Here is an 18,504-nt window from a genome sequence, read left to right on the forward strand (position 1 = left end):
CGCTGATTTCACTTGATACAATATTAAATCGGCACCATCTTTCGAATCGTGTAAACAACCTGATCATGACGTTTGAGATCTTCCTTCGGTACGTTCACTTTTTGTGCATTTTTGCCATTGTAGGTTCACTGTCATCAGAACACCTGCTCCTGAAAAAGTCCATGACACGACGCGAGATCGGCCGCCTGGCATCCATCGACGCCGTGTACGGCATTGCTGCCCTCATTCTGGTTGCAGCAGGACTTACCTTATGGCTGGGCAGCATCGGAAAGCCTGCGGTGTTTTATACCAAAAACTGGATTTTCCATACCAAGCTAACCGTATTCATACTGGTAGGATTGTCCTCAATCATCCCCACTGTTTTCTTCACCAGGAACAGGAAGGGAAATCCGGACGAATTGGTTGAAGTTCCGTCACGGGTAGTGATGATGGTGCGCATAGAATTGGCGTTACTCGTAATTATGCCGCTTCTTGCAGGGCTGATGGCCCATGGTGTTGGCTTTTTTGGAAACTGAAAATCACCTTGACAATGACAGAGCGAGAACTGAGAAAACTGGAGATCACCATAAAGTCCAAGATGACCGATATCCGGGAGCGTCGCGTTTCAGTGAAAGATTCGGGCATCGGCGCCATGCTTAACACCCTCAAAAAAGTAGACGAAGCACTCTATGAAAAAATACTGCCCGAGTATAAGCTTCTAGTCACAAGTGGGAACGTGATCAAGTAAGCTGCTCTCCGGAGTCGCCTTGGAAATTCTCGTTGAATCCTCCACAGCCACGGGAGTATCAGCGCGCAGACGATCGTGACTTTACTTTGTTCGACGTCGACTTTACTTTACTGGGCGGCGATGATTTTACCTTGACTGGCATTGCATCAACAGACGGCCTTTTCTTTTTAGATGCTTTTGCACTGGGATTAAAATCAAGGCACTGCTGCAGCCAGTAATCAAAATCCTTTTTTGCCTTAAACCCGTCGGGACTTACATAGCAATAACCTTTCATCTCCTTTCCTCTCATCACCATAGGCTTGAAACCCTTTCGCTTTGAAACTATTTCGTAGCGCTCAGGATCAATACGGCACATAAGATTATCGCCACTAACGTTCACACACATCTTGCCATTGACCAGAAACGCCAACCCGCGAAACATCTTCTTTTCCGTTATCTTAATTCGTGGCACTTCAGCAAGATGAAGCCGGACACGGTCTGCAAGGTCGGTATCGTAAGGCATGGAAATTATTTTATCTGCAACAGGCCGACATGACCTGAAATGTATAGTTCAGTAAGTATACGAAATTCGCATACGGGAAGTTTACATACGCCTTGAATAGAGAGTGTAAAGAAGTTTGCACATGGGCAGTAAGCGGCCCAGAGCTATCAGCCTTCAGGTACTTCCAATCAGCGCCTGCTAGTGCTCGTATTGCAATTTGTTGTTGATCTCACGCACAACCTTATCAAGCTCTAAGGCCGACTGATGAATACGGACGTTGTATTCTTTCACCAGTTCCACCGAATGCTCAGACTCCATTAGGCCGGCAAGGCCGAGGATACGCGCGAGAGGACCTCGCACGTTGTGAGCATTAAAATAGGCATACTCAATCAGCATCTGATTCTGCTGTCGGATCCTCTCCGATCTATGCTGCACTTCCTGCTCAAGAGATTCATTAATCCTTCGAACCTCCTCATTTGCTTTTTCCAACTCTTCCGTCTGCACGAGAATCTCCACGTGTTTGTTGGAGATCTCATCGTTGAGCTTCTCAAGTTCCTTTGCCGTCTTTCGCTTGTCGCGATAATAGTGATAACTGATATAGCCAAGAACGGCAAGTACCAGCATCAATACACTGATAATTGAAATCACCGTTGCCTGAAACCGGAGCTTATCATTCTTCTCACGCAGCTCCCGATCCTTGCTTTCCGTTTGATAGACCTTTTCAAGAGTTGCCATCTGCCGCGCCTTCTCCGTATTGAAGATCTCCGCATTCAACACCAGACACTGCTCCTGATAGTAAAGTGCCGAATCGAGCATGCCCGCATCCTTGTATGTGTCTGCCAACTGACGCCTTGCCATGATTCGCCCGTTGCTATCTTCATTGTCGTCCGACATGGCAATTGCTGTCCGGAGATATCGGCTTGCTTCTATTCTGTTACCCATATGGTGATAGACTGCGCCGATGAGACGGAATACTTCTCCAGCTGTGAAAACGTCGCCCTTCAAATCGAGTTTGCCTTTGGCACGCAGAGCCATGTTTAGCGCCTCCGGATAATTTTCGAGAGCATCATAAACTTTCGCAATCTCAACCAACGCCCAGCCCTGCTCAACAGTCATCTTCCTGTCTTCAAAAAGGTCGTGAGCCGTCGAGAACATAGTTAATGCCAGCGCATAGTTCTTCTTGTTCATGTAAATGCCGCCAATGTTGATATAACCTAACCCCAACTGTTTTGTACTGTTGATCTTTCGTTTGGCGTCCATCGACTTCAGCGCATACTCAAGCGCATGGTCATAATCATGCTGGTAAGTGTATATCCTTGCAATATTTGAGTGAGTGCTGGCAATCGCAGACTGATCACCCAGACTTTCGCGGAGTCTTAATGACTGCATGAAGTAATCGAGTCCCTTACTGTAGTCACCGCGAATGGAAGAACAGATACCCAAGGCATTGTAGCTTGAAGCAATGCCCTTTCCATAACCGATTGGCTGCGCTAATGTCAATGCCTCCTGCGCGAGTTGTTCGGATTTGGTGAGCGACAGGGTCGAATACGACAACGAAAGACTGGTGAGGAGATCTATCCTCACTTCAACATTTGGAGCCGAAGCCAGCAAATGCTGGAGTGAATCCACCTTGGTGGTCTGAGCAAATAACCCGGCAGAGATGAACATCAGCAGGCAGAAGATCGCTTTCATACGCATTCAGGGTGTTCGTGTTGTGAACCGAACTGCGAAGATTCTCCAATCATTTCTATTGTGCAAACGCAAAATATACTGAGACGCGATGTCTGGAAAAGACCTCAGAATGAAACCCTTCATGCCGATAGGTAGCTGGCAGGCTGATGGCCGTAAAAAGCTGAGAAATCAGAAGTGAGGCCCCGAAATTTGAGCCCGTCACTCGCCAGATGCTATTGATTTACCTGGCTACCCTATGATTTCAGCTTCAATGCGCTGTTCAGAAATTTTTTCACCGTCAACGTTTACGTAGTAGCAATGGTTTTGATCATTCAGCGAAACAGCGTTTCTCAGCCGTCCATTAACAAAAATCATGGCTGCCTCATCATCGCAGGCATAGCCCGGACCGATCGTTTTGCTTGCAATTAACTGGTGATACAACGGTCTTCGCCCTTGTTCCCTCAGGTAATGGGGCGAGTGGCTGAAGTTCAGAAAACCAAGGCCCTGAACAACTGTGAGTTCTTTTGGCCTGGAATCGGTTGAACCTTCATTAAACCAACATAGTGATCCCGCGCTACCTCCGGCCATTACGATACCGGCATCGTATGCTTTCCTTAGAGCAATGTCAATACCCTGTGCTTTCCAGATGGCAATCATGTTGAGCGTATTCCCGCCTCCAACGATAATTGCATCCATGCTCATCAATTGTTCTTCGAACGATTGCGGCGTATACAGCGAGTTTATAAACGTCCTCATCACATAAGGCCGAACCTCCAGGCCTTCGCAGTTCGTGTACCAGTTCACGATCGTATTTGGATTATCGCCTGTGGCTGTCGGAATATGACAGATCTTCGGGTTCGGCTTTCCAGTCATCCCGGCAATGTATTGGATGAATACCTTGCTGTTGATTCCTGCGCCAGCAGCAAAAATGGTCCGCTCTCGCTCCGGTGCCGACGATTCCATAACTGAATTTTCCTGTTTACCCGATTTGACGCCGCTGTCTTTCATAAGCATTCACATTTGAAATGCTGCAAAATAACAGGCGCACCAATTACATCAAATCACCGGATAACAGACGCGATCAAATCATTAGTCAGAGACGTTATCTATTGCAATATCGCTCTCCTACTTATGCCTGTAGTAATCGCGAATCTCCCGTTCGTTCTTCGATGCCATCGCTATCTTATCACGTATAAGGTACTGGCAAAGAGCGTAGGTTACCATATCCGTTCGCGCCAGCAGCTGCTTTAGCATCGGCTCGATATGCTTCGTCACGAAGGAAAAGAAAAACTCAACCTCATTTCCCCCATGCAACGTCTTGTCGCGCTCGCGCTGATAAGAACTATACCATTTGGGCGACAGATGAAAAGTCTTCTCAGCATACCTGAAAAACTTATCGACGTCTGTCGCATCAAAAAGTTTCAATTGGGGAGGAACCAATGATCGCGGCACTCTTTCGCTTCTTATCGACATGGTAATGCCTCATTAATATCACGCCTCTGATTTTCTATTACTAAACCGATGTCGCTTCATCAGCACGACAATGTCATTGCCTGAAAACGTACCTCGCGAGCGACGATACTCCACAACCATTTGCCTGGTGGTTAGTATGGCGCCTCCGCTTCCCATGAAGTCTATTCTGTTTTCGTAGTCGTGCGGTTGAAGAAACTCGTAATTGATCGCCTGATTCTCAAACTGCGACAGATCCATCTTGCCATAGGTTTCAAAGGCCGATACAACATTCTTAAACCAGTTCTTAAGAAACGTATCCTCCACAGGGTAAAATCTCGCCAAATTCGATGTTTTGACCTGCTCAATGCTTATCGTCATGTTCATAGCTGCTGTCGGGTAATTATATAGCAAATCTAATATTATTAGTTTAAAGACAAAACAAATAGTACTAAATATATTAGTATTAGATTTGAGCCTAAATAGGCCTACCGATCCATGTTTTCAGCAGACGATTTGCCTTTGCTGGGTCTGGCAACTCGCCTGATTATTGTTTTATCTTGTCGGACGTAAACCCGAAAAGCTATGTGCTATCACAAGTCGCAGACAAACAGCATCGATTATCTGGCGGAATACTACTCAGTGTCCTATACCGACCTGATGGCCGAACTTTACCAGACCCATTACCATGAAAATGGATTCGACTTTCTGTCATCGCCAATCGTGACAACAGAGAATCAAGATCAACTGTCACCGTTTAACTGGGGACTCATACCCTGGTGGACGAAAGGGCTGGATGCGGGCCTGAAACTCCGGGTTCAAACCTTAAACTGCATCAGCGAGGAAATGTATGAGAAGCCGGCCTTCAGGGATTCGGCAAAAGAAGGCAAGCGATGCCTTATTCCCTGTTCAGGTTTCTTCGAATGGCGATGGATGGATGAAAAAGGAAAGTCTAAAGTCCCGTATTACATTTCAATGCCGGGAAAGCAAGTGTTCTCTATCGCAGGATTGTATTCGACATATCGCGATCGCTCTACCGATCAACGTTATCAAACCTATACGGTACTAACTACGCGCGCCAACGGCCTCATGGAAAAGATCCATAACAGCAAGAAGCGGATGCCTGTCATTATACCGCGCGAATATGAAAAAGATTGGCTCAATCCGTCGCTGTCGGAACAGGATGTGCTTGCACTTTGTCAACCACTTGAAAACGCATTAATAGAAGGTCACACCATCAGTAAGTTGATCACAAACAAGAAGGAAGAGACTGATGTCCCCCGGGTTCTTGAACCGGAATCATATCCTGAAGTGATCGCCGCTGACAACAGTTCGCCTGAAGCTGCGGAAAAGTCAGAGCCAAAGAAGAAGGCGCCTGCTGCATCGTCGGCTAAAAGCAACGGTCCCAAATCATCTGGTAAAAGCATCACTGGCCAAACAGAATTGTTCTGATGTATCGCGAATCGCTGGACACTTTGTATATAAGGGAAGTACTGACAACAGAGGACTTCGACAAGGTCTGGCTATTGCTGGAAGAAAAATTCTCAATGAACGTGGCTGCATGGAAAGAATCATTTGAGAAAGCAGCACGTACCCGCGGCAGGTTTACGAGCAGGGAAGAGGCCTTCCTTCTATTTGGAAAGCAAAAGATCGAACCTCTGCTCAATGACTTGTTATTTCGTCGTCGCGTTCCTACATGGATTTATCTGCTGCGTTATGTTCTGCGTGATAAACTTAAGGCACGTGAGCTGCGCGCAACGAAGTATCAGGGTCGATTAAGATGATGTCCACAACATTCCACAGTTTTTGGGGAATGCTGGTGAGGCGACACACAATGTCATTACCATGAGACGCAGCTTTTAATATTAGAAACGAAGACGTCTTATAAGCACCGGGATTTTTGTTAGATTTGTCTTTGCATTTTTTGCTATCATAAAGATCCTCTGATTATGAACGCGCCTTTTTATCTGCTTCAGACCTATGCTTATAGCACTCGGCTTCAATACTGCATGTTGAATGTCCAGTCGTCGACATCGATCACATTAAACCAATACGGAAAATGAAGATCGACTGCGCCATAAAGATTGAAGGTTTTTCCGTCGACCAATTCGAAATCCGGGATCATACTTACGCACAGGACCTGGAGAACAAATTCACAACACGGATAACACCGAACGTGTCTTCTGAAAAAGACAACATTCGTCACATCGTCGACATCACCGTTGAGACCCAGGCCTACCGTCGTGGGAAAGTATGTGAGCTTGCAGTAACATCGAAATTCTTATTAGAGTTTCCGATGCCCTATAAGCTTGCCAATCATTACTCAGCAGACTTCGTGGTGAATATTTTCTCGCAGCTGTTCCTTTATGCGAACGGGCAGTTGGCAGGTGTCTTCGCAGAGCGAACAAAAGGAACCATATTCGCCGACTTCGTTATTCAGTCACGCTTCCAGGACAGCCTGTCGATTCTCACGAGAAACGTGATCGCATCGACGGTTCACTAGGTCTTCTTCCTTTTGCTGGCTTTTGATTTTCGCTTTGCCAAGCCGAAGGCATCATCGATCATGCCTGCTTCATAGAGCAGTCCACGTATGACGTTGTCATCTATTTCGGTAAGCTTTCGGAAGTACATGACGTAGACTTGCTTTCTTCCTTCGGCCAAAAGCAATCCCTCGTCATTCGACATCATGTAGCCCTGACAAAAACCAAGTGTGACAACCCCTTTCTTTGCCGGATCAAGCTTGTCCGTCTCCCATAATACAGAAGATGGCCAGATGTAACAGATGAGTCTGTGATGGCGGTAAAAGGGTATGCCTAACCCATAGAACTCTTTCTCGGAGGCCTTCGGCAGGCATTCTATAACAAGACTCCTTAGCCGATCGACCATAACGCGCTCCGACTTAGGGAGCGTTGATAACATGTCGTCGATGGTAACAGCGCCTGCCATAGAGAAAACAAATCCGATCGTTTATAAAACGATGAAAGCTCCCTGTTGGTTAAGCGTCAGCAACTGAATTGTTACTGTTGTCAAAGGAATCAACTGAGCGCTGGTACTCAAATAATGAAGTACCAGTTGAACGTCGCCATTCAAAGTCCACTAACTACTCAGGACTCAATACTCAGGACTACTTGGAAGTTACATCGCGGGCACTGGAGCCGCGGCAGCAGGAAGAGGCGAAATACGTTCGCGCTCAACGATCTGAACGCTGGTACCTGGAATCTCGATGATGAACTTTGTCTGAGCTTTGTTGAATGACTTCAAGATAACTGCTTCGGTCTTGCCATCAATAAGGCACTTTGACCCGATTTCAAAAAGAATCATGATAAATACTAAATGGTTGTTCGATTAAAGAAAAAAACTATAGTTGCTTGGCCGTTTGGTGGCGCGGAACGTATGTGGGTGTTACAAGGATCGTTCCTAAATACTTTAACTGGATTGACGCCAAAATGGTTTATATATGAATAACTATTTTGCAGTATTAGTGGGTTCGGCAATGGAGTTATGTAGAAGGCGAAACTGCTGTTTCGTACCAATTAGCTTGGTATCCCATCCGTCGTAAGTTCCATTGAAATCCCTGGCTTTAGTGCTGAGATAGGTAGTTTGATCATTCATTTCTTCCAGACTCACCGTTCCAAACCTCGCCAGGCGCACCTGATATCTAAGGTTGTCGCGACGCATATCGCGCTCCTCCTTGATATCATATTTCATTCTGCCAATATAGCGTATAAACAATTCGCGATCCTCAATTGTATCGAAATAAATCAGGTGTTCAACGAATCTTGGCCGGCTCAGAACGTCGCCGGCGTCACGCATGCGTGTAATCGCCCGGTTGTTCATCATAAAAATCCTGACTGACTCATTTGGATAGAGAAAGTTTTTATATGCGTCCCATTCTGGGTCTCTCTGGAATTGAATGTGATAAGCATATCCCCTCCCAAATTTGCCATACACTTCTTTAAGTGACGATCGGATACCTGTCGTGTCTGCTAAGTATATGTAGTCCAAACGTTGGCAGAGGTGAGTGAAATTTCCAACGAGTATTGCCCGATTTCTTTCAATGTCTGTTGTCGATCCTTGCTCCGTTGACCGAAGTTCAGGCTGCGCCATCGTTAACGTTTGGAGCACATGCCGATTAACTTCATCAGACAATCGATACAGACGTTTGTATTCGCGACGAAGAGGAAATCCATCCCCGGTACACTCTTTACAATCAACGCCTGTTACCAGCAAATACGGGAAGCTGGATCGGTCTTCGTCCTGAACATGCATGTTCAGGATCACAGATCCTAATCCCGCCTCATAGCGGGCTACGTAGGCATCCCAACGGTCCTGTCCCCTGCCGTGTCCGAACACAGCAATGAATAAGATTATTAATACTGCTTTCCTGTGAAGTGATCGTCCCATGAGGAACCTGTTCCTCATAAAACGAGAATACGGGACAATTATTTTACGTTGCCCAGGTCTTGCCCACCTGCGTTAGTGGAACACAACCCTGATAAGGACCTGGAGCCTGATTATACTGAAGCACCTGAGTTGCCCCCGGCTGACTTGTGAAAAAGCCGAGAAGAATGAGCTCCTTCATTTCAACTATGAAAGGTTTATCACCACCACCACTCGCACGCCACCATCCTGCAGAACTATCTCCGGCTTTTCCGGCAAGTGCTTCATGATGCTTCTTCACGAGAGCGATCTGCTCTTCTTTTTTTACGGAAGCAAATAAATCGCCGTATGCTGATTTTGACTCTTCATCAAATGCAGCCATTCCTTTTGCAATACGATCCTTATCTGCCTGCGTGTAGACTGTCTGAAACATGTCGTCGATGAACTGGGGCACGCCCGCCTCGACAGCACCCGGCGTATCTGTCTTCGGCATGATCACATCGCTTAATGCGACAACGAGCTGCGCCTGATCCGCAGTTAGAAATGCCGGCTTGAATGGCAGCTCAGGTTTGGCTTTGCAACCATTGAGTACTCCCACCATTGCCGGCCCCGCTACAGCATAGCCCAGCACCATAGCCGTCCGTTGAATAGCTTCTCGTCTGTTCATAAGATGATTATATCTTTAATAGGATTCAGAACCAAAATTCTTAATTCTTAATTCTTAATTTCTCAAATGTTGCCCTTCTTTTGCTCCTTCAATGCATAGTCCACCGCGCGTGCCGTCATAGCCATATAGGTTAGCGATGGATTCTGACATGCCGACGATGTCATCGCTGCTCCATCGGTAACAAACACATTTGAGACTTCATGTAACTGATTCCATTTATTGAGAACAGAAGTCTTCGGATCTCTTCCCATGCGGGCCGTACCCATTTCATGAATACCCAGCCCGATATTATCAGGAGCATCATAGGTCCTTACGTTCTTGAAGCCTGCACCTTCAAGCATTTCCGCCGCCGACTCGCGCATGTCTACGCGCATAGCTTTCTCGTTGGCCTTCCATTCTGCGTCAATGGACAAAGTTGGCAATCCCCATTTGTCGGTCTTCTTCTTATTCAGTGTTACCCTGTTTTCTGAATAGGGTAAACATTCGCCAAAACCTGTGATACCGATGCGCCATGGTCCTGGCTCCATGAGCTCTTTCTTCAATTCTTCTCCGAAAGACATCTCAGCTACCCCGCGCGACCAGCTCTCGCGACTTGCACTTCCCTGGTATCCAAAACCACGAACATAGTCTGTGCGCTTATCGTTACCGATATTTCTGAATCTCGGAATGTATATGCCGTTAGGGCGACGTCCGATGTAGTATTTGTCTTCAAATCCCTCCACTTCGGCTTCAGCACCTGTGCGGTACTGATGGTCCATCAGATTACGGCCGAGTTGGTCGCTGCCATTACCCATACCGTTGGGGAATCTCGATGAAGTTGAATTAAGAAGAATGAACGTGCTTCCAAGCGACGAAGCATTAAGGAAGACAATCTTTGCAAAGTAGTCCGTTTCCTGTTTCGTTTCAGCGTCAAGCACTTTCACGCCAACCGCTTTCCCTTTCGCTTCATCGTATAACACAGAATGAACGATGGCGTTCGACTTCATGGTTAAGTTTCCGGTCTTCTTAGCCCAGGGAAGTGTGCTCGCATTGCTGCTGAAGTACGCCCCATAAGGACATCCGCGATCACAAAGATTTCGCGACTGACATACGCCACGACTTGGATCATGCGGTAGCGGAGCCGTTAAATGAGCTACCCGGCCGATAGTAACTTTTCTTCCAAACTTTTCAGACAGCCGGTCGCGTAGCACCTCCTCCACGCAATTGAGTTCCATCGGAGGAAGGAACTTTCCATCCGGAAGATGCGCCAGTCCTTCTGCACGACCACTAACTCCTATGAATGTTTCGACGTAATCATACCATGGTGCCAGGTCGGCATATCGGATGGGCCAGTCAACGCCTATTCCCTCCTTCTTATTGGCTTCGAAATCAAGGTCTGACAGTCGATATGTTTGCTTGCCCCACATAAGCGAGCGGCCGCCGGTATGGTAGCCTCTGATCCAGTCAAAAGGTTTTACCTCAGTGTATGGGTTATCAACATCGTTCACCCACCAGTGTTTGTTGCCCTGATTGATCCAGTTAGTTCGCGATTGAACCGGATAGAATTTCAACTCCTCCGGTGGCACTTTTCCGCCGTGTGGCAGTTCCCATGGATTCTTCATCATGGTTGGATAATCCCGCAGGTGTTCCACTTCTCTGCCCCGCTCAAGCACAAGAGTCTTCAGACCTTTTTCCGTGAGCTCTTTCGCTGCCCAACCACCGCTGATGCCGCTTCCGACAACAATGGCGTCGAACGTGTTTTCTTTTACCGCGTCGATATTTAGATTCATGGGAATTTTTATCGTTTCAAACGTTGAAGGTAGTACTTATTGTCCATTTTACCATATCCTCTGGTTCCGCAAGTCCGTCGAAAATTGCGACGCTGATGAGCAACAAAGCCCGGGTCGTTTATTCAGGGATAATTAGCTAACTTCATCGCATCTTCATCTTGATTTCAACTGAAAAAAGAACCTTTCTATGAAGGCATCCAGAGTAACGAGGCTTTTGTTAATTGCAACGATGCTTCTCTGTAATTTCGGATGCGATCAGTTGTCGAAACACATCGTTCGTAAGAGCATCGCTAACTACCAGGAAATTCCCTTAGTCAAGGGCCACCTCACGCTCACCAAAGTTGAGAATACCGGCGCGTTCCTCAGCTTCGGTCACGGGCTTCCACAGCAGCTTAAGACTGTTTTGTTGGCAGTACTGCCGCTGCTGGCTTTGGCGGTTGCAATCCTCTATCTGCTCTTCAATGATCGTATCACTTACCTGCGCGCCGCGGGCATTTGCTTCCTGGTTGGAGGAGGACTCGGAAACATCATCGACCGCTTGTTCTATGGATCAGTAACTGACTTTCTCCATTTGAAATACGGCAATTTTCAGACGGGCATATTCAATCTTGCCGACGTCTCTATTGTGATTGGATTGTTAATTATCCTCTTCACGTCGTATACGCGAAAGGTCCACGAGGTCTATTAACATAAAAGGCCCCATCGCCGGGGCCTTTTTTCGTGTACCAAAGTTTGTGAATGGGACTCAAACTTCTCAATTGAAATCTATTCCCACTTCCAGTCGCCTGCAAGTTTAAGTGGTTCTTCCAGGTGATTATCGATCATGAACTGGCGGGTGGTTTCTGAATCCATCTTAGATGCAGGAAGTTTATCTGCGTTGGCAAGTCCATAAAGGACCATCGTTCCAAACCTCGAGGTATTCATCAGGTGTTGTTTATTCACGAGTTTGAAGTCATCGCAGTTCGCATGGTAGCAACCATAAATAGAGCGATCGAGGTTGCCGTTAAGATCAAGAACAGGAACGCCCTCGAGCATGAATGGCTGGTGATCGCTATGCAATCCAGATTCACCTGTGATCTTATTCTTGAACACAGTATCGATGCGGTTGATCTCGCTGCCCAGACTCTTGAAGAAAGTTGAGTCATCCAGTTTGCCACCGGCATTGATACCAATAGGGTTACCAGTCATATCGAGGTTCATCATATATCGGATGTTTTCAATCGAACCATCTTTGATGGCCTGCTGAACCATGTATGTTGATCCGAGTAAGCCCTGCTCCTCACCCATGAACATGATGAACTGCACCGTGCGCTTAGGCTGAAGGTTGTTGGCTTTGAATGCGCGGGCAATATCAAGTACTGCAAATGAACCAATGCCATTGTCGATAGCACCTGTGGCCAGATCCCACGAGTCGAGGTGACCGCCGATGAGTATCTTTTCATCAGGAAGCTCACTGCCTTTGATAGTAGCCACCACGTTACGCGCTTTGATCGGATCGCTGTGGTTAGTCATCGCGATGTGAGCCGATACCTTCCTGGTCTTCAGCTTCTCTTTGATCTTGAATCCCTCTTCTTTTGGAATGCAAATGGCCGGGATGTTCAACACCTCTCCAGTGACGGATGCCGTACCCGTGAACATGATGCCACCATCTACCTGATTATAGATAATAACACCAATAGCTCCATGTCTGATCGCAATTGCAGTTTTTTCGCTGCGATGAAGATTGCGCGAACCGGCCGGGCTGCCAGGAAGAATTCCTATATAAAAGAATGCTATCTTCCCCTTGGCCGCATCGGGCTTTGCTGTGTAGTCCGATTCCAGACCGCTACCCATGTCAACCAACTCTCCGGAGATGTCGGCCTGAACGGGCGAATGTCCAAGGGTTACGGCAGGAACAGAGTCGCCATCGATCTGCACGGAAATCGTACCCCGGGACCAGGCTGTTACTTCAAAATCCTGATAGGCTACGTCGTCAAAGCCATATTCCTTAAACTTATTGAAAGTGAATTCTTCTGCCTTCTTGCCATTTTCCGAGCCGGTCAACCTGTGACCGATCGTTGAGGTCGCCTTCTCGAGGGCAGCATAAGAATCAAAATTGTTTTTCACCTCCGCATCGATGCGGGCGAATGTGTCGTGAATTGTTTCCTGCTTTTTACAGGCTGTTGCGGCAAGCAGCATTAATGCCGCAGGAAGAATAGATAGCTTCATACGAATAGGTCAAGCGGGAAAGATAGCGCTATCCAAAGGGCTGTTTCTTATGAGCCGGCATTTTTTTTCCAGTGGTGCGAAGCCGACAGCAACGCATCATTTCCATCGGTTGAACAATCATTAAATCTGGGGTGAGTGGAATTTGCTCTTTCAAAATCTGAGCGGTTTTGTTCGGCACAAGGCTTATTTCGATTACCTTTCGAATTGTGATGCCCAGGTACAATCATCTGATGCTCATCGACGACGATGAGGATGATCGCGAATTCTTTCTTCAGGTTATGGTAGACATTCTTCCTGATCTGGTGTGTGACACAGCATCAAACGGAAAGATTGCGCTCGACAAACTAAACACCTCGCCGGAACGACCTGATCTTATTTTCCTCGACCTGAACATGCCTCTGATGAATGGACGGCAGTTTCTGGCCGAGATCCGGAATCACAAACACCTTCTGGATATCCCGGTTGTAATTCTAAGCACCAGCGGCGACTCACAAACCATTCGGGAAACCATTAACCTTGGGGCAAGGTACTTTATAACCAAGCCTGACTTACTTCAAACCTGGGAATCGGTGTTAAAAGAATTCTTCAGCGACGTAGAAAAATTCCTGAGAAAGTAACATTGATATGGTAACCACAACAGGCAAGGTGAAGCATCATTTTCTCGAGGGAGGTGGTGAAATGGGAGCGCTCACACGATCCTTTGATTGGTCGAAAACACCACTGGGAGCGGTAGATCAATGGCCTCAGACCTTAAAGGCCATCGTTGGTGTTATCCTGCATTCTGAATTCCCGATGTTCCTGTGGTGGGGTGAGGAAATGATCCAGTTTTATAACGATGCGTACCGGCCTAGCCTCGGTGAAAATGGAAAACATCCTGCTGCTCTCGGTCAGCACGCTGCTGAATGCTGGCCAGAAATATGGGATGTCATTTATCCATTGATCAAACAGGTCCGCACCACAAACAAATCTTTCTTTCTCGAGGACCAGCTCATTCCAATCTATCGCAACGGCAGCCTCGAAGAAGTTTACTGGACATTCTCTTACAGTTCGGTAATCGGAGAGACAGGTACCATCGACGGCGTGCTTGTCGTTTGTAATGAGACGACGTCCAAAGTGAAAACGCTTCAGGAGCTGGAGCGAAACAAGAAGCTGTTATTAGCACGCGAGTCGAACCTGTTGAGCATTATCAGACAGGCACCTGTTGCCATGTGCATTCTCATGGGCCCACACCATGTTGTCGAGATAGCGAATGATAAAATGTTTGAGCTATGGGGCAAGCCGCGTGAAGAATTCATGGGTAAACCTGTATTCGATGTCCTGATCGATGCCAGGTACGAAGGCTTTGAAGATCTGCTCAAGAACGTTTACCGAACAGGTAAAACTTATAGTGCGTACGGGGCACCCGTTACCTTATTCAGAAACGGAGGTACCGCAACCGCCTTTGTGCATTTCGTCTATGAAGCCTTTCGCGAAGCAGACGGAACGATCCTGGGTGTAATGGTTGTCGCTTCCAACGTCACTGAAGAAATGATCGTTCGCAAGCAACTCGAAGACAGTGAGCACCAGGTGCGATCAATTATCGAAAGCGCGCCCTTCCCAATTGGAATATACGTTGGCCGCGAGATGCGCATCATCATGATGAATCAGGCAATCATCGACGTGTGGGGCAAAGGACCTGATCAGGTGGGCAAGACTTATTATGAAGCCCTGCCGGAACTTGAGTCGCAGGATATTTTCCCTATCCTTGATCGCGTGTTCATGACGGGAGAACCTTTTCATGCGCGAAATCAGCGCGTTGATCTCGTCGTCGATGGAAAGCTGGGCACGTACTATTTCAATTACAGCTTCACGCCGTTGTTTGACAGGGCAGGGAATGTTTATGGTGTGATGAATACCGCCGCGGATGTAACAGACCTGAACCAGGCGAAGTTACAGATCGTAAAGGAACAGGAGCTCGCCCGTCAGAAGATTGAAGAAGTCGTTGCTGAACGAACACGCGATCTTCAAAAATCTAACGCCGAACTATCGCAGTTTGCATACATTGCTTCCCATGACCTTCAGGAGCCGGCACGGAAGATCAGCACATTCATTGGTATGATCAACAAGTCGCTGGAGGATAAAGTTGATCCGAGAACCAAAACATATCTTGAGAAGATCGAAGTTTCTGCAGCACGTATGCTGGCACTCATCAGAGACGTTCTCAGCATTTCTCAGCTCTCGAAGATCAATCACCAGCTTGAAAGTGTTTCCCTGAGTAAGATCGTTCAGGAAGTCAGCAATGAATTCGAATTGATGATCGAACTAAAGCAGGCAATCATAGAAAGTGATCCTCTTCCGGAGATACTGGCGATACCTGTTCAAATGAGCCAATTGTTCGGCAACCTCATCTCAAATGCATTGAAGTTTGCCAAGCCGGATGTACCGGTCCGCATTCGAATCAGTGCCGAAAAGTTTACGCGTGCTCAACTTGGATTCGATCCTGACCTTAAGGAAGCTTCCATTTATTATCGGATTTCAATCGCCGACAACGGCATTGGATTTAGTCAAAGCAATGCATCACAGATCTTCGATATATTCCAGCGACTTCATTCCAAGTCCGAATTTGAAGGCACTGGTATCGGTCTCGCTATGTGTCGCAAGATCGTGGAAAACCACGGCGGACGAATATCTGCCTCGGGTGAGCTGGGCATTGGCGCCCGGTTTACAATGATCCTTCCTGCGATCTAATTACATTGCACGCGGTCGCATTGCGACAGGGCGTTGGTTGGACTTCGGTACGGTATCTGCAGGAATTGTCTAAAGCTGCTATATACTTTGTGTATAGTCGGTCCAGTCTTTTCCAGGTATTCTCCAGTGTTTCTGTATACCCGCTCCAGACCTTCCCATGGCTTCCATCGCAATGTATGACTCCTACAATACTTGTTCATCGGGTGAATTACTTCGCCCGGCGTTTTGTAAATGTGTACAGCCCGACCGTTAGTTCAAACGATCACCCGATCTATTGGAACAACAAAAGTGGTGCTACCGGCAGATCTGTTTTGAAGATGAAGTTTGTTCGCGACTCTTCGAAGCGCTGAAACGCAACACAAGTTTTAATGTGGCGTCCAAATCCTTCGGCACTGAACTCTACGAAGTGGCAGCAGTGTACGCACATCCATTGACCTCTACGACTGGGTGCCTGAACGTCGTCCGTAGGGATAAAAGTGAAGTTGGTAATCATGGGTCTTTGAGGTTAAAAAATCTTTAAACGATTTTCGATGTTTTTTAACCGGGCCGCCAATTCAAAACAATGCGCTTTTGACTCGGGTAAGGTTTTAGGAAAAAAGAAAGGAAGACCGGCTCGCCGTGGAATTATTTCCTTATCTTCATGGGATCTACAACCCACGGATGAACGTTAATCAGCTAATTGTTGTCGCTATTGCCCTGATTGGAATCTCCGCAGGCAGTTTTTGCCTGGCGAGATGGGCAAAATATCCGGAAGCAGCTGATTTTAAGCTGAAAGCATACGCCGTGTTCAACACTGTCGTCGGCACCTTCTCGCTTACCTATGTGATGATCCACGTGTTCAGGAGCCTTCTGCAATAGATTTGCGATCGCAAATCGCTCCGCAACGCCGCCCTCGCAAACCATCCTACACTCATCCTTCACTGATCCTACACTCATCGTACACTCATTCTACACTCGAGGCCTTAGTTGCGGTTTATCGACCCGTCTGTAAGGAGGCAGCGAGGCCCCGAAGCCATATGGTCAAGGCGCTCTGATTAGCCGGGCAATTGGATGCTTAGTGCATGTATCGTGCATCTATCGCCGACCTATCGTCGACATAACGTGCACTGTGAGTGCACTGTGAGTGCACTGAAGCATAGGCCTCACTCGATCCCGAATTGAGACAAGGAGACATGGTTGCGAATCTTTGCAAACCGTTGCGGTTCGCAAATGCCCTCAAAGCTGATTTCTGTTGGCTTGATTAGACTAGACCCTAAACCCTCGTAAGCTTTACCGGAGGGGTATAGTTGGCGTTCCACTGGCAGACGTACACATTCTTTTCGTCGTCAACACAAACATCGTGTCCATGGTGAAATACTCTTGAGGCCGACTGCATCACAGGTTGAAGCACGTTGTTCTTATATATGGGCTCGTTTCCACCTGGACATGACACGACTTTATTGTTTTCATCCAGAATGGTCACAAACCCCGTGTCAGACTGCTTGTTGCCCGCTGCATCCTTCGACCAGCAGACGCCCGCATAAAGATTCTTACCATCGACTACCGGTCTGCACACATACATCCCCGGCATGTCCATGCGCTTGATAAACTTACCATCGGGAGTATACACCTTGAAACAGTTCTCTTCTCTGGAGGTACATATAACGGTCGGATTAGAGGCATCCCGTGTATCAACGGCAACACCATGCGCATTCACAAGGTTGTGTTCCTTGTTTGCATTGTTTCGTCCTCCGAAGTGCCGGATGTACTTACCATTTCGATCATAGTGAATGATGTAGTCCGATCCATAGCCGTCCGCCACATAGATGTCGCCATTAGGAGCGACTGCAGTCTCTGTTGGCCTGAATGGTTCAGTGTCTTTATATACGCCTATAGTTTTAGGATGACCTATGGCAAACACAAGACGACCATCTGTTGTCATCTTAACAACCTGACCTGCCTGGCTGTTCCAGTTCCCGGTTCGGTCCTGGAAGTACCCGCAATCAGTAATATAAAGGAAGTCCTCTTCGCCCTCGTGCGAGATCGAAAGTCCATGTCCTCCCGGAAATGCACTACCCCAGAAGTCGAGGAGCTTTCCCGATTTATCAAATATGAGAATGTTGTTTCGGGTACAGTCGCCCAGCATGATAAGTCGTCCCTTTCGGTCCTGCACCATTTCGTGACAGTTCAAAAGTGGATTAGAGGTAACGCTAAGCTTTGCCCATCCCTTATCAACCTTATAGCGAAATCCTCCGTGGCCGATAATGGTGTCTTCTGGTTGCATGTTGTCGTGGTTGATGTTAAAGTCTTTTATTGTAGTTGCCAGTCCTTTGACCGGAGCAAATGCCGAAGCGGTGGAGATTGCAGCTGCCGCTGCCACGGAGTTGCGTAGAAATTTTCGTCTTGTGGCCATTGGGTGTTTATGCCGGGTTGATTGTCAGCATTC

At 47.2% G+C, this 18,504-nt stretch carries 22 protein-coding genes; 9 read left to right on the forward strand and 13 right to left on the reverse strand.

The features are described from left to right. Nucleotides 1–65 precede the first annotated feature (65 nt). Both WBG78_RS22200 and WBG78_RS22205 read left to right on the forward strand, forming a co-directional pair. Nucleotides 66–515 (forward strand): DUF2214 family protein, encoded by a 450-nt coding sequence (locus WBG78_RS22200; protein ID WP_337328692.1) that lies wholly within the window; start codon nucleotides 66–68, stop codon nucleotides 513–515. 14 nt (nucleotides 516–529) lie between these two features. After that, nucleotides 530–727 carry a hypothetical protein gene (locus WBG78_RS22205; RefSeq protein WP_337328693.1) on the forward strand — a complete coding sequence of 66 codons (198 nt, stop codon included), beginning with the start codon at nucleotides 530–532 and terminating at the stop codon, nucleotides 725–727. Nucleotides 728–785: 58 nt separating this feature from the next. Here the strand turns inward: WBG78_RS22205 and WBG78_RS22210 are convergent, their stop codons facing one another. From WBG78_RS22210 to WBG78_RS22230, 5 genes are all read right to left on the reverse strand, one after another. Then, complete coding sequence (locus WBG78_RS22210) at nucleotides 786–1,229, reverse strand: TfoX/Sxy family protein (RefSeq protein ID WP_337328694.1); 444 nt, start codon at nucleotides 1,227–1,229, stop codon at nucleotides 786–788. 177 nt (nucleotides 1,230–1,406) lie between these two features. After that, nucleotides 1,407–2,900, reverse strand: a complete 1,494-nt coding sequence (locus WBG78_RS22215) for a tetratricopeptide repeat protein (protein WP_337328695.1) — start codon at nucleotides 2,898–2,900, stop codon at nucleotides 1,407–1,409. A 228-nt stretch (nucleotides 2,901–3,128) separates the two neighbouring features. Continuing rightward, nucleotides 3,129–3,887 carry a peptidase E gene (locus WBG78_RS22220; protein WP_337328696.1) on the reverse strand — a complete coding sequence of 253 codons (759 nt, stop codon included), beginning with the start codon at nucleotides 3,885–3,887 and terminating at the stop codon, nucleotides 3,129–3,131. 117 nt (nucleotides 3,888–4,004) lie between these two features. Next, nucleotides 4,005–4,352 (reverse strand): hypothetical protein, encoded by a 348-nt coding sequence (locus WBG78_RS22225; protein ID WP_337328697.1) that lies wholly within the window; start codon nucleotides 4,350–4,352, stop codon nucleotides 4,005–4,007. An 18-nt stretch (nucleotides 4,353–4,370) separates the two neighbouring features. Then, nucleotides 4,371–4,715: a hypothetical protein gene (locus WBG78_RS22230; RefSeq protein WP_337328698.1), complete on the reverse strand. Its 345-nt coding sequence runs from the start codon at nucleotides 4,713–4,715 to the stop codon at nucleotides 4,371–4,373. Between the two features lie 198 nt (nucleotides 4,716–4,913). Between WBG78_RS22230 and WBG78_RS22235 the strand changes: the two genes are divergently transcribed. The 3 genes from WBG78_RS22235 to WBG78_RS22245 all read left to right on the forward strand — a co-directional run bounded on the left by WBG78_RS22235 (nucleotide 4,914) and on the right by WBG78_RS22245 (nucleotide 6,831). Further along, complete coding sequence (locus tag WBG78_RS22235; RefSeq protein ID WP_337328699.1) at nucleotides 4,914–5,780, forward strand: SOS response-associated peptidase; 867 nt, start codon at nucleotides 4,914–4,916, stop codon at nucleotides 5,778–5,780. After that, the gene (locus WBG78_RS22240; RefSeq protein WP_337328700.1) at nucleotides 5,780–6,112 is read left to right on the forward strand and encodes a hypothetical protein; all 333 of its coding nucleotides are present in this window, start codon (nucleotides 5,780–5,782) and stop codon (nucleotides 6,110–6,112) included. The genes WBG78_RS22235 and WBG78_RS22240 overlap by 1 nt, the downstream gene beginning before the upstream one ends. A 275-nt stretch (nucleotides 6,113–6,387) precedes the next feature. Then, the gene (locus WBG78_RS22245) at nucleotides 6,388–6,831 is read left to right on the forward strand and encodes a hypothetical protein (RefSeq protein WP_337328701.1); all 444 of its coding nucleotides are present in this window, start codon (nucleotides 6,388–6,390) and stop codon (nucleotides 6,829–6,831) included. Here WBG78_RS22245 and WBG78_RS22250 read toward each other — a convergent pair. The 5 genes from WBG78_RS22250 to WBG78_RS22270 form a co-directional block, all read right to left on the reverse strand. Beyond that, nucleotides 6,828–7,274 (reverse strand): DUF1801 domain-containing protein, encoded by a 447-nt coding sequence (locus WBG78_RS22250; protein WP_337328702.1) that lies wholly within the window; start codon nucleotides 7,272–7,274, stop codon nucleotides 6,828–6,830. The two genes, WBG78_RS22245 and WBG78_RS22250, sit on opposite strands and share 4 nt — an antisense overlap. A 189-nt stretch (nucleotides 7,275–7,463) precedes the next feature. Continuing rightward, complete coding sequence (locus WBG78_RS22255; RefSeq protein ID WP_337328703.1) at nucleotides 7,464–7,649, reverse strand: hypothetical protein; 186 nt, start codon at nucleotides 7,647–7,649, stop codon at nucleotides 7,464–7,466. A gap of 144 nt (nucleotides 7,650–7,793) precedes the next feature. Then, nucleotides 7,794–8,732 (reverse strand): DUF695 domain-containing protein, encoded by a 939-nt coding sequence (locus WBG78_RS22260; protein ID WP_337328704.1) that lies wholly within the window; start codon nucleotides 8,730–8,732, stop codon nucleotides 7,794–7,796. 43 nt (nucleotides 8,733–8,775) lie between these two features. Then, the gene (locus WBG78_RS22265) at nucleotides 8,776–9,375 is read right to left on the reverse strand and encodes a gluconate 2-dehydrogenase subunit 3 family protein (RefSeq protein ID WP_337328705.1); all 600 of its coding nucleotides are present in this window, start codon (nucleotides 9,373–9,375) and stop codon (nucleotides 8,776–8,778) included. Between the two features lie 62 nt (nucleotides 9,376–9,437). Beyond that, entirely contained in the window at nucleotides 9,438–11,144 is a 1,707-nt protein-coding gene (locus tag WBG78_RS22270) for a GMC family oxidoreductase (protein ID WP_337328706.1), read from the reverse strand. A gap of 187 nt (nucleotides 11,145–11,331) precedes the next feature. Between WBG78_RS22270 and lspA the strand changes: the two genes are divergently transcribed. Further along, a complete protein-coding gene (gene lspA / locus WBG78_RS22275; RefSeq protein ID WP_337328707.1) occupies nucleotides 11,332–11,832 on the forward strand; it encodes a signal peptidase II in 501 nt (166 codons plus the stop codon). Between the two features lie 77 nt (nucleotides 11,833–11,909). On the opposite strand, the gene WBG78_RS22280 is transcribed toward lspA, so the two are convergent. After that, nucleotides 11,910–13,352 (reverse strand): M20/M25/M40 family metallo-hydrolase, encoded by a 1,443-nt coding sequence (locus WBG78_RS22280; RefSeq protein ID WP_337328708.1) that lies wholly within the window; start codon nucleotides 13,350–13,352, stop codon nucleotides 11,910–11,912. 209 nt (nucleotides 13,353–13,561) lie between these two features. On the opposite strand from WBG78_RS22280, the gene WBG78_RS22285 reads away from it, so the two are divergent. Both WBG78_RS22285 and WBG78_RS22290 read left to right on the forward strand, forming a co-directional pair. Further along, nucleotides 13,562–13,969, forward strand: coding sequence for a response regulator (locus WBG78_RS22285; RefSeq protein ID WP_337328709.1), 408 nt, complete (start codon nucleotides 13,562–13,564; stop codon nucleotides 13,967–13,969). A 7-nt stretch (nucleotides 13,970–13,976) separates the two neighbouring features. After that, nucleotides 13,977–16,079, forward strand: a complete 2,103-nt coding sequence (locus WBG78_RS22290; RefSeq protein ID WP_337328710.1) for a PAS domain-containing sensor histidine kinase — start codon at nucleotides 13,977–13,979, stop codon at nucleotides 16,077–16,079. Between the two features lie 271 nt (nucleotides 16,080–16,350). On the opposite strand, the gene WBG78_RS22295 is transcribed toward WBG78_RS22290, so the two are convergent. Further along, nucleotides 16,351–16,572, reverse strand: a complete 222-nt coding sequence (locus WBG78_RS22295; protein WP_337328711.1) for a hypothetical protein — start codon at nucleotides 16,570–16,572, stop codon at nucleotides 16,351–16,353. 125 nt (nucleotides 16,573–16,697) lie between these two features. On the opposite strand from WBG78_RS22295, the gene WBG78_RS22300 reads away from it, so the two are divergent. Further along, nucleotides 16,698–16,937 carry a hypothetical protein gene (locus WBG78_RS22300; RefSeq protein WP_337328712.1) on the forward strand — a complete coding sequence of 80 codons (240 nt, stop codon included), beginning with the start codon at nucleotides 16,698–16,700 and terminating at the stop codon, nucleotides 16,935–16,937. 394 nt (nucleotides 16,938–17,331) lie between these two features. Here the strand turns inward: WBG78_RS22300 and WBG78_RS22305 are convergent, their stop codons facing one another. Further along, a complete protein-coding gene (locus WBG78_RS22305) occupies nucleotides 17,332–18,471 on the reverse strand; it encodes a 6-bladed beta-propeller (protein ID WP_337328713.1) in 1,140 nt (379 codons plus the stop codon). Between the last annotated feature and the right edge of the window lie 33 nt (nucleotides 18,472–18,504).

It is taken from the genome of Chryseolinea sp. T2, from assembly GCF_037203685.1.
Classification (GTDB): Bacteria; Bacteroidota; Bacteroidia; order Cytophagales; family Cyclobacteriaceae; genus Chryseolinea.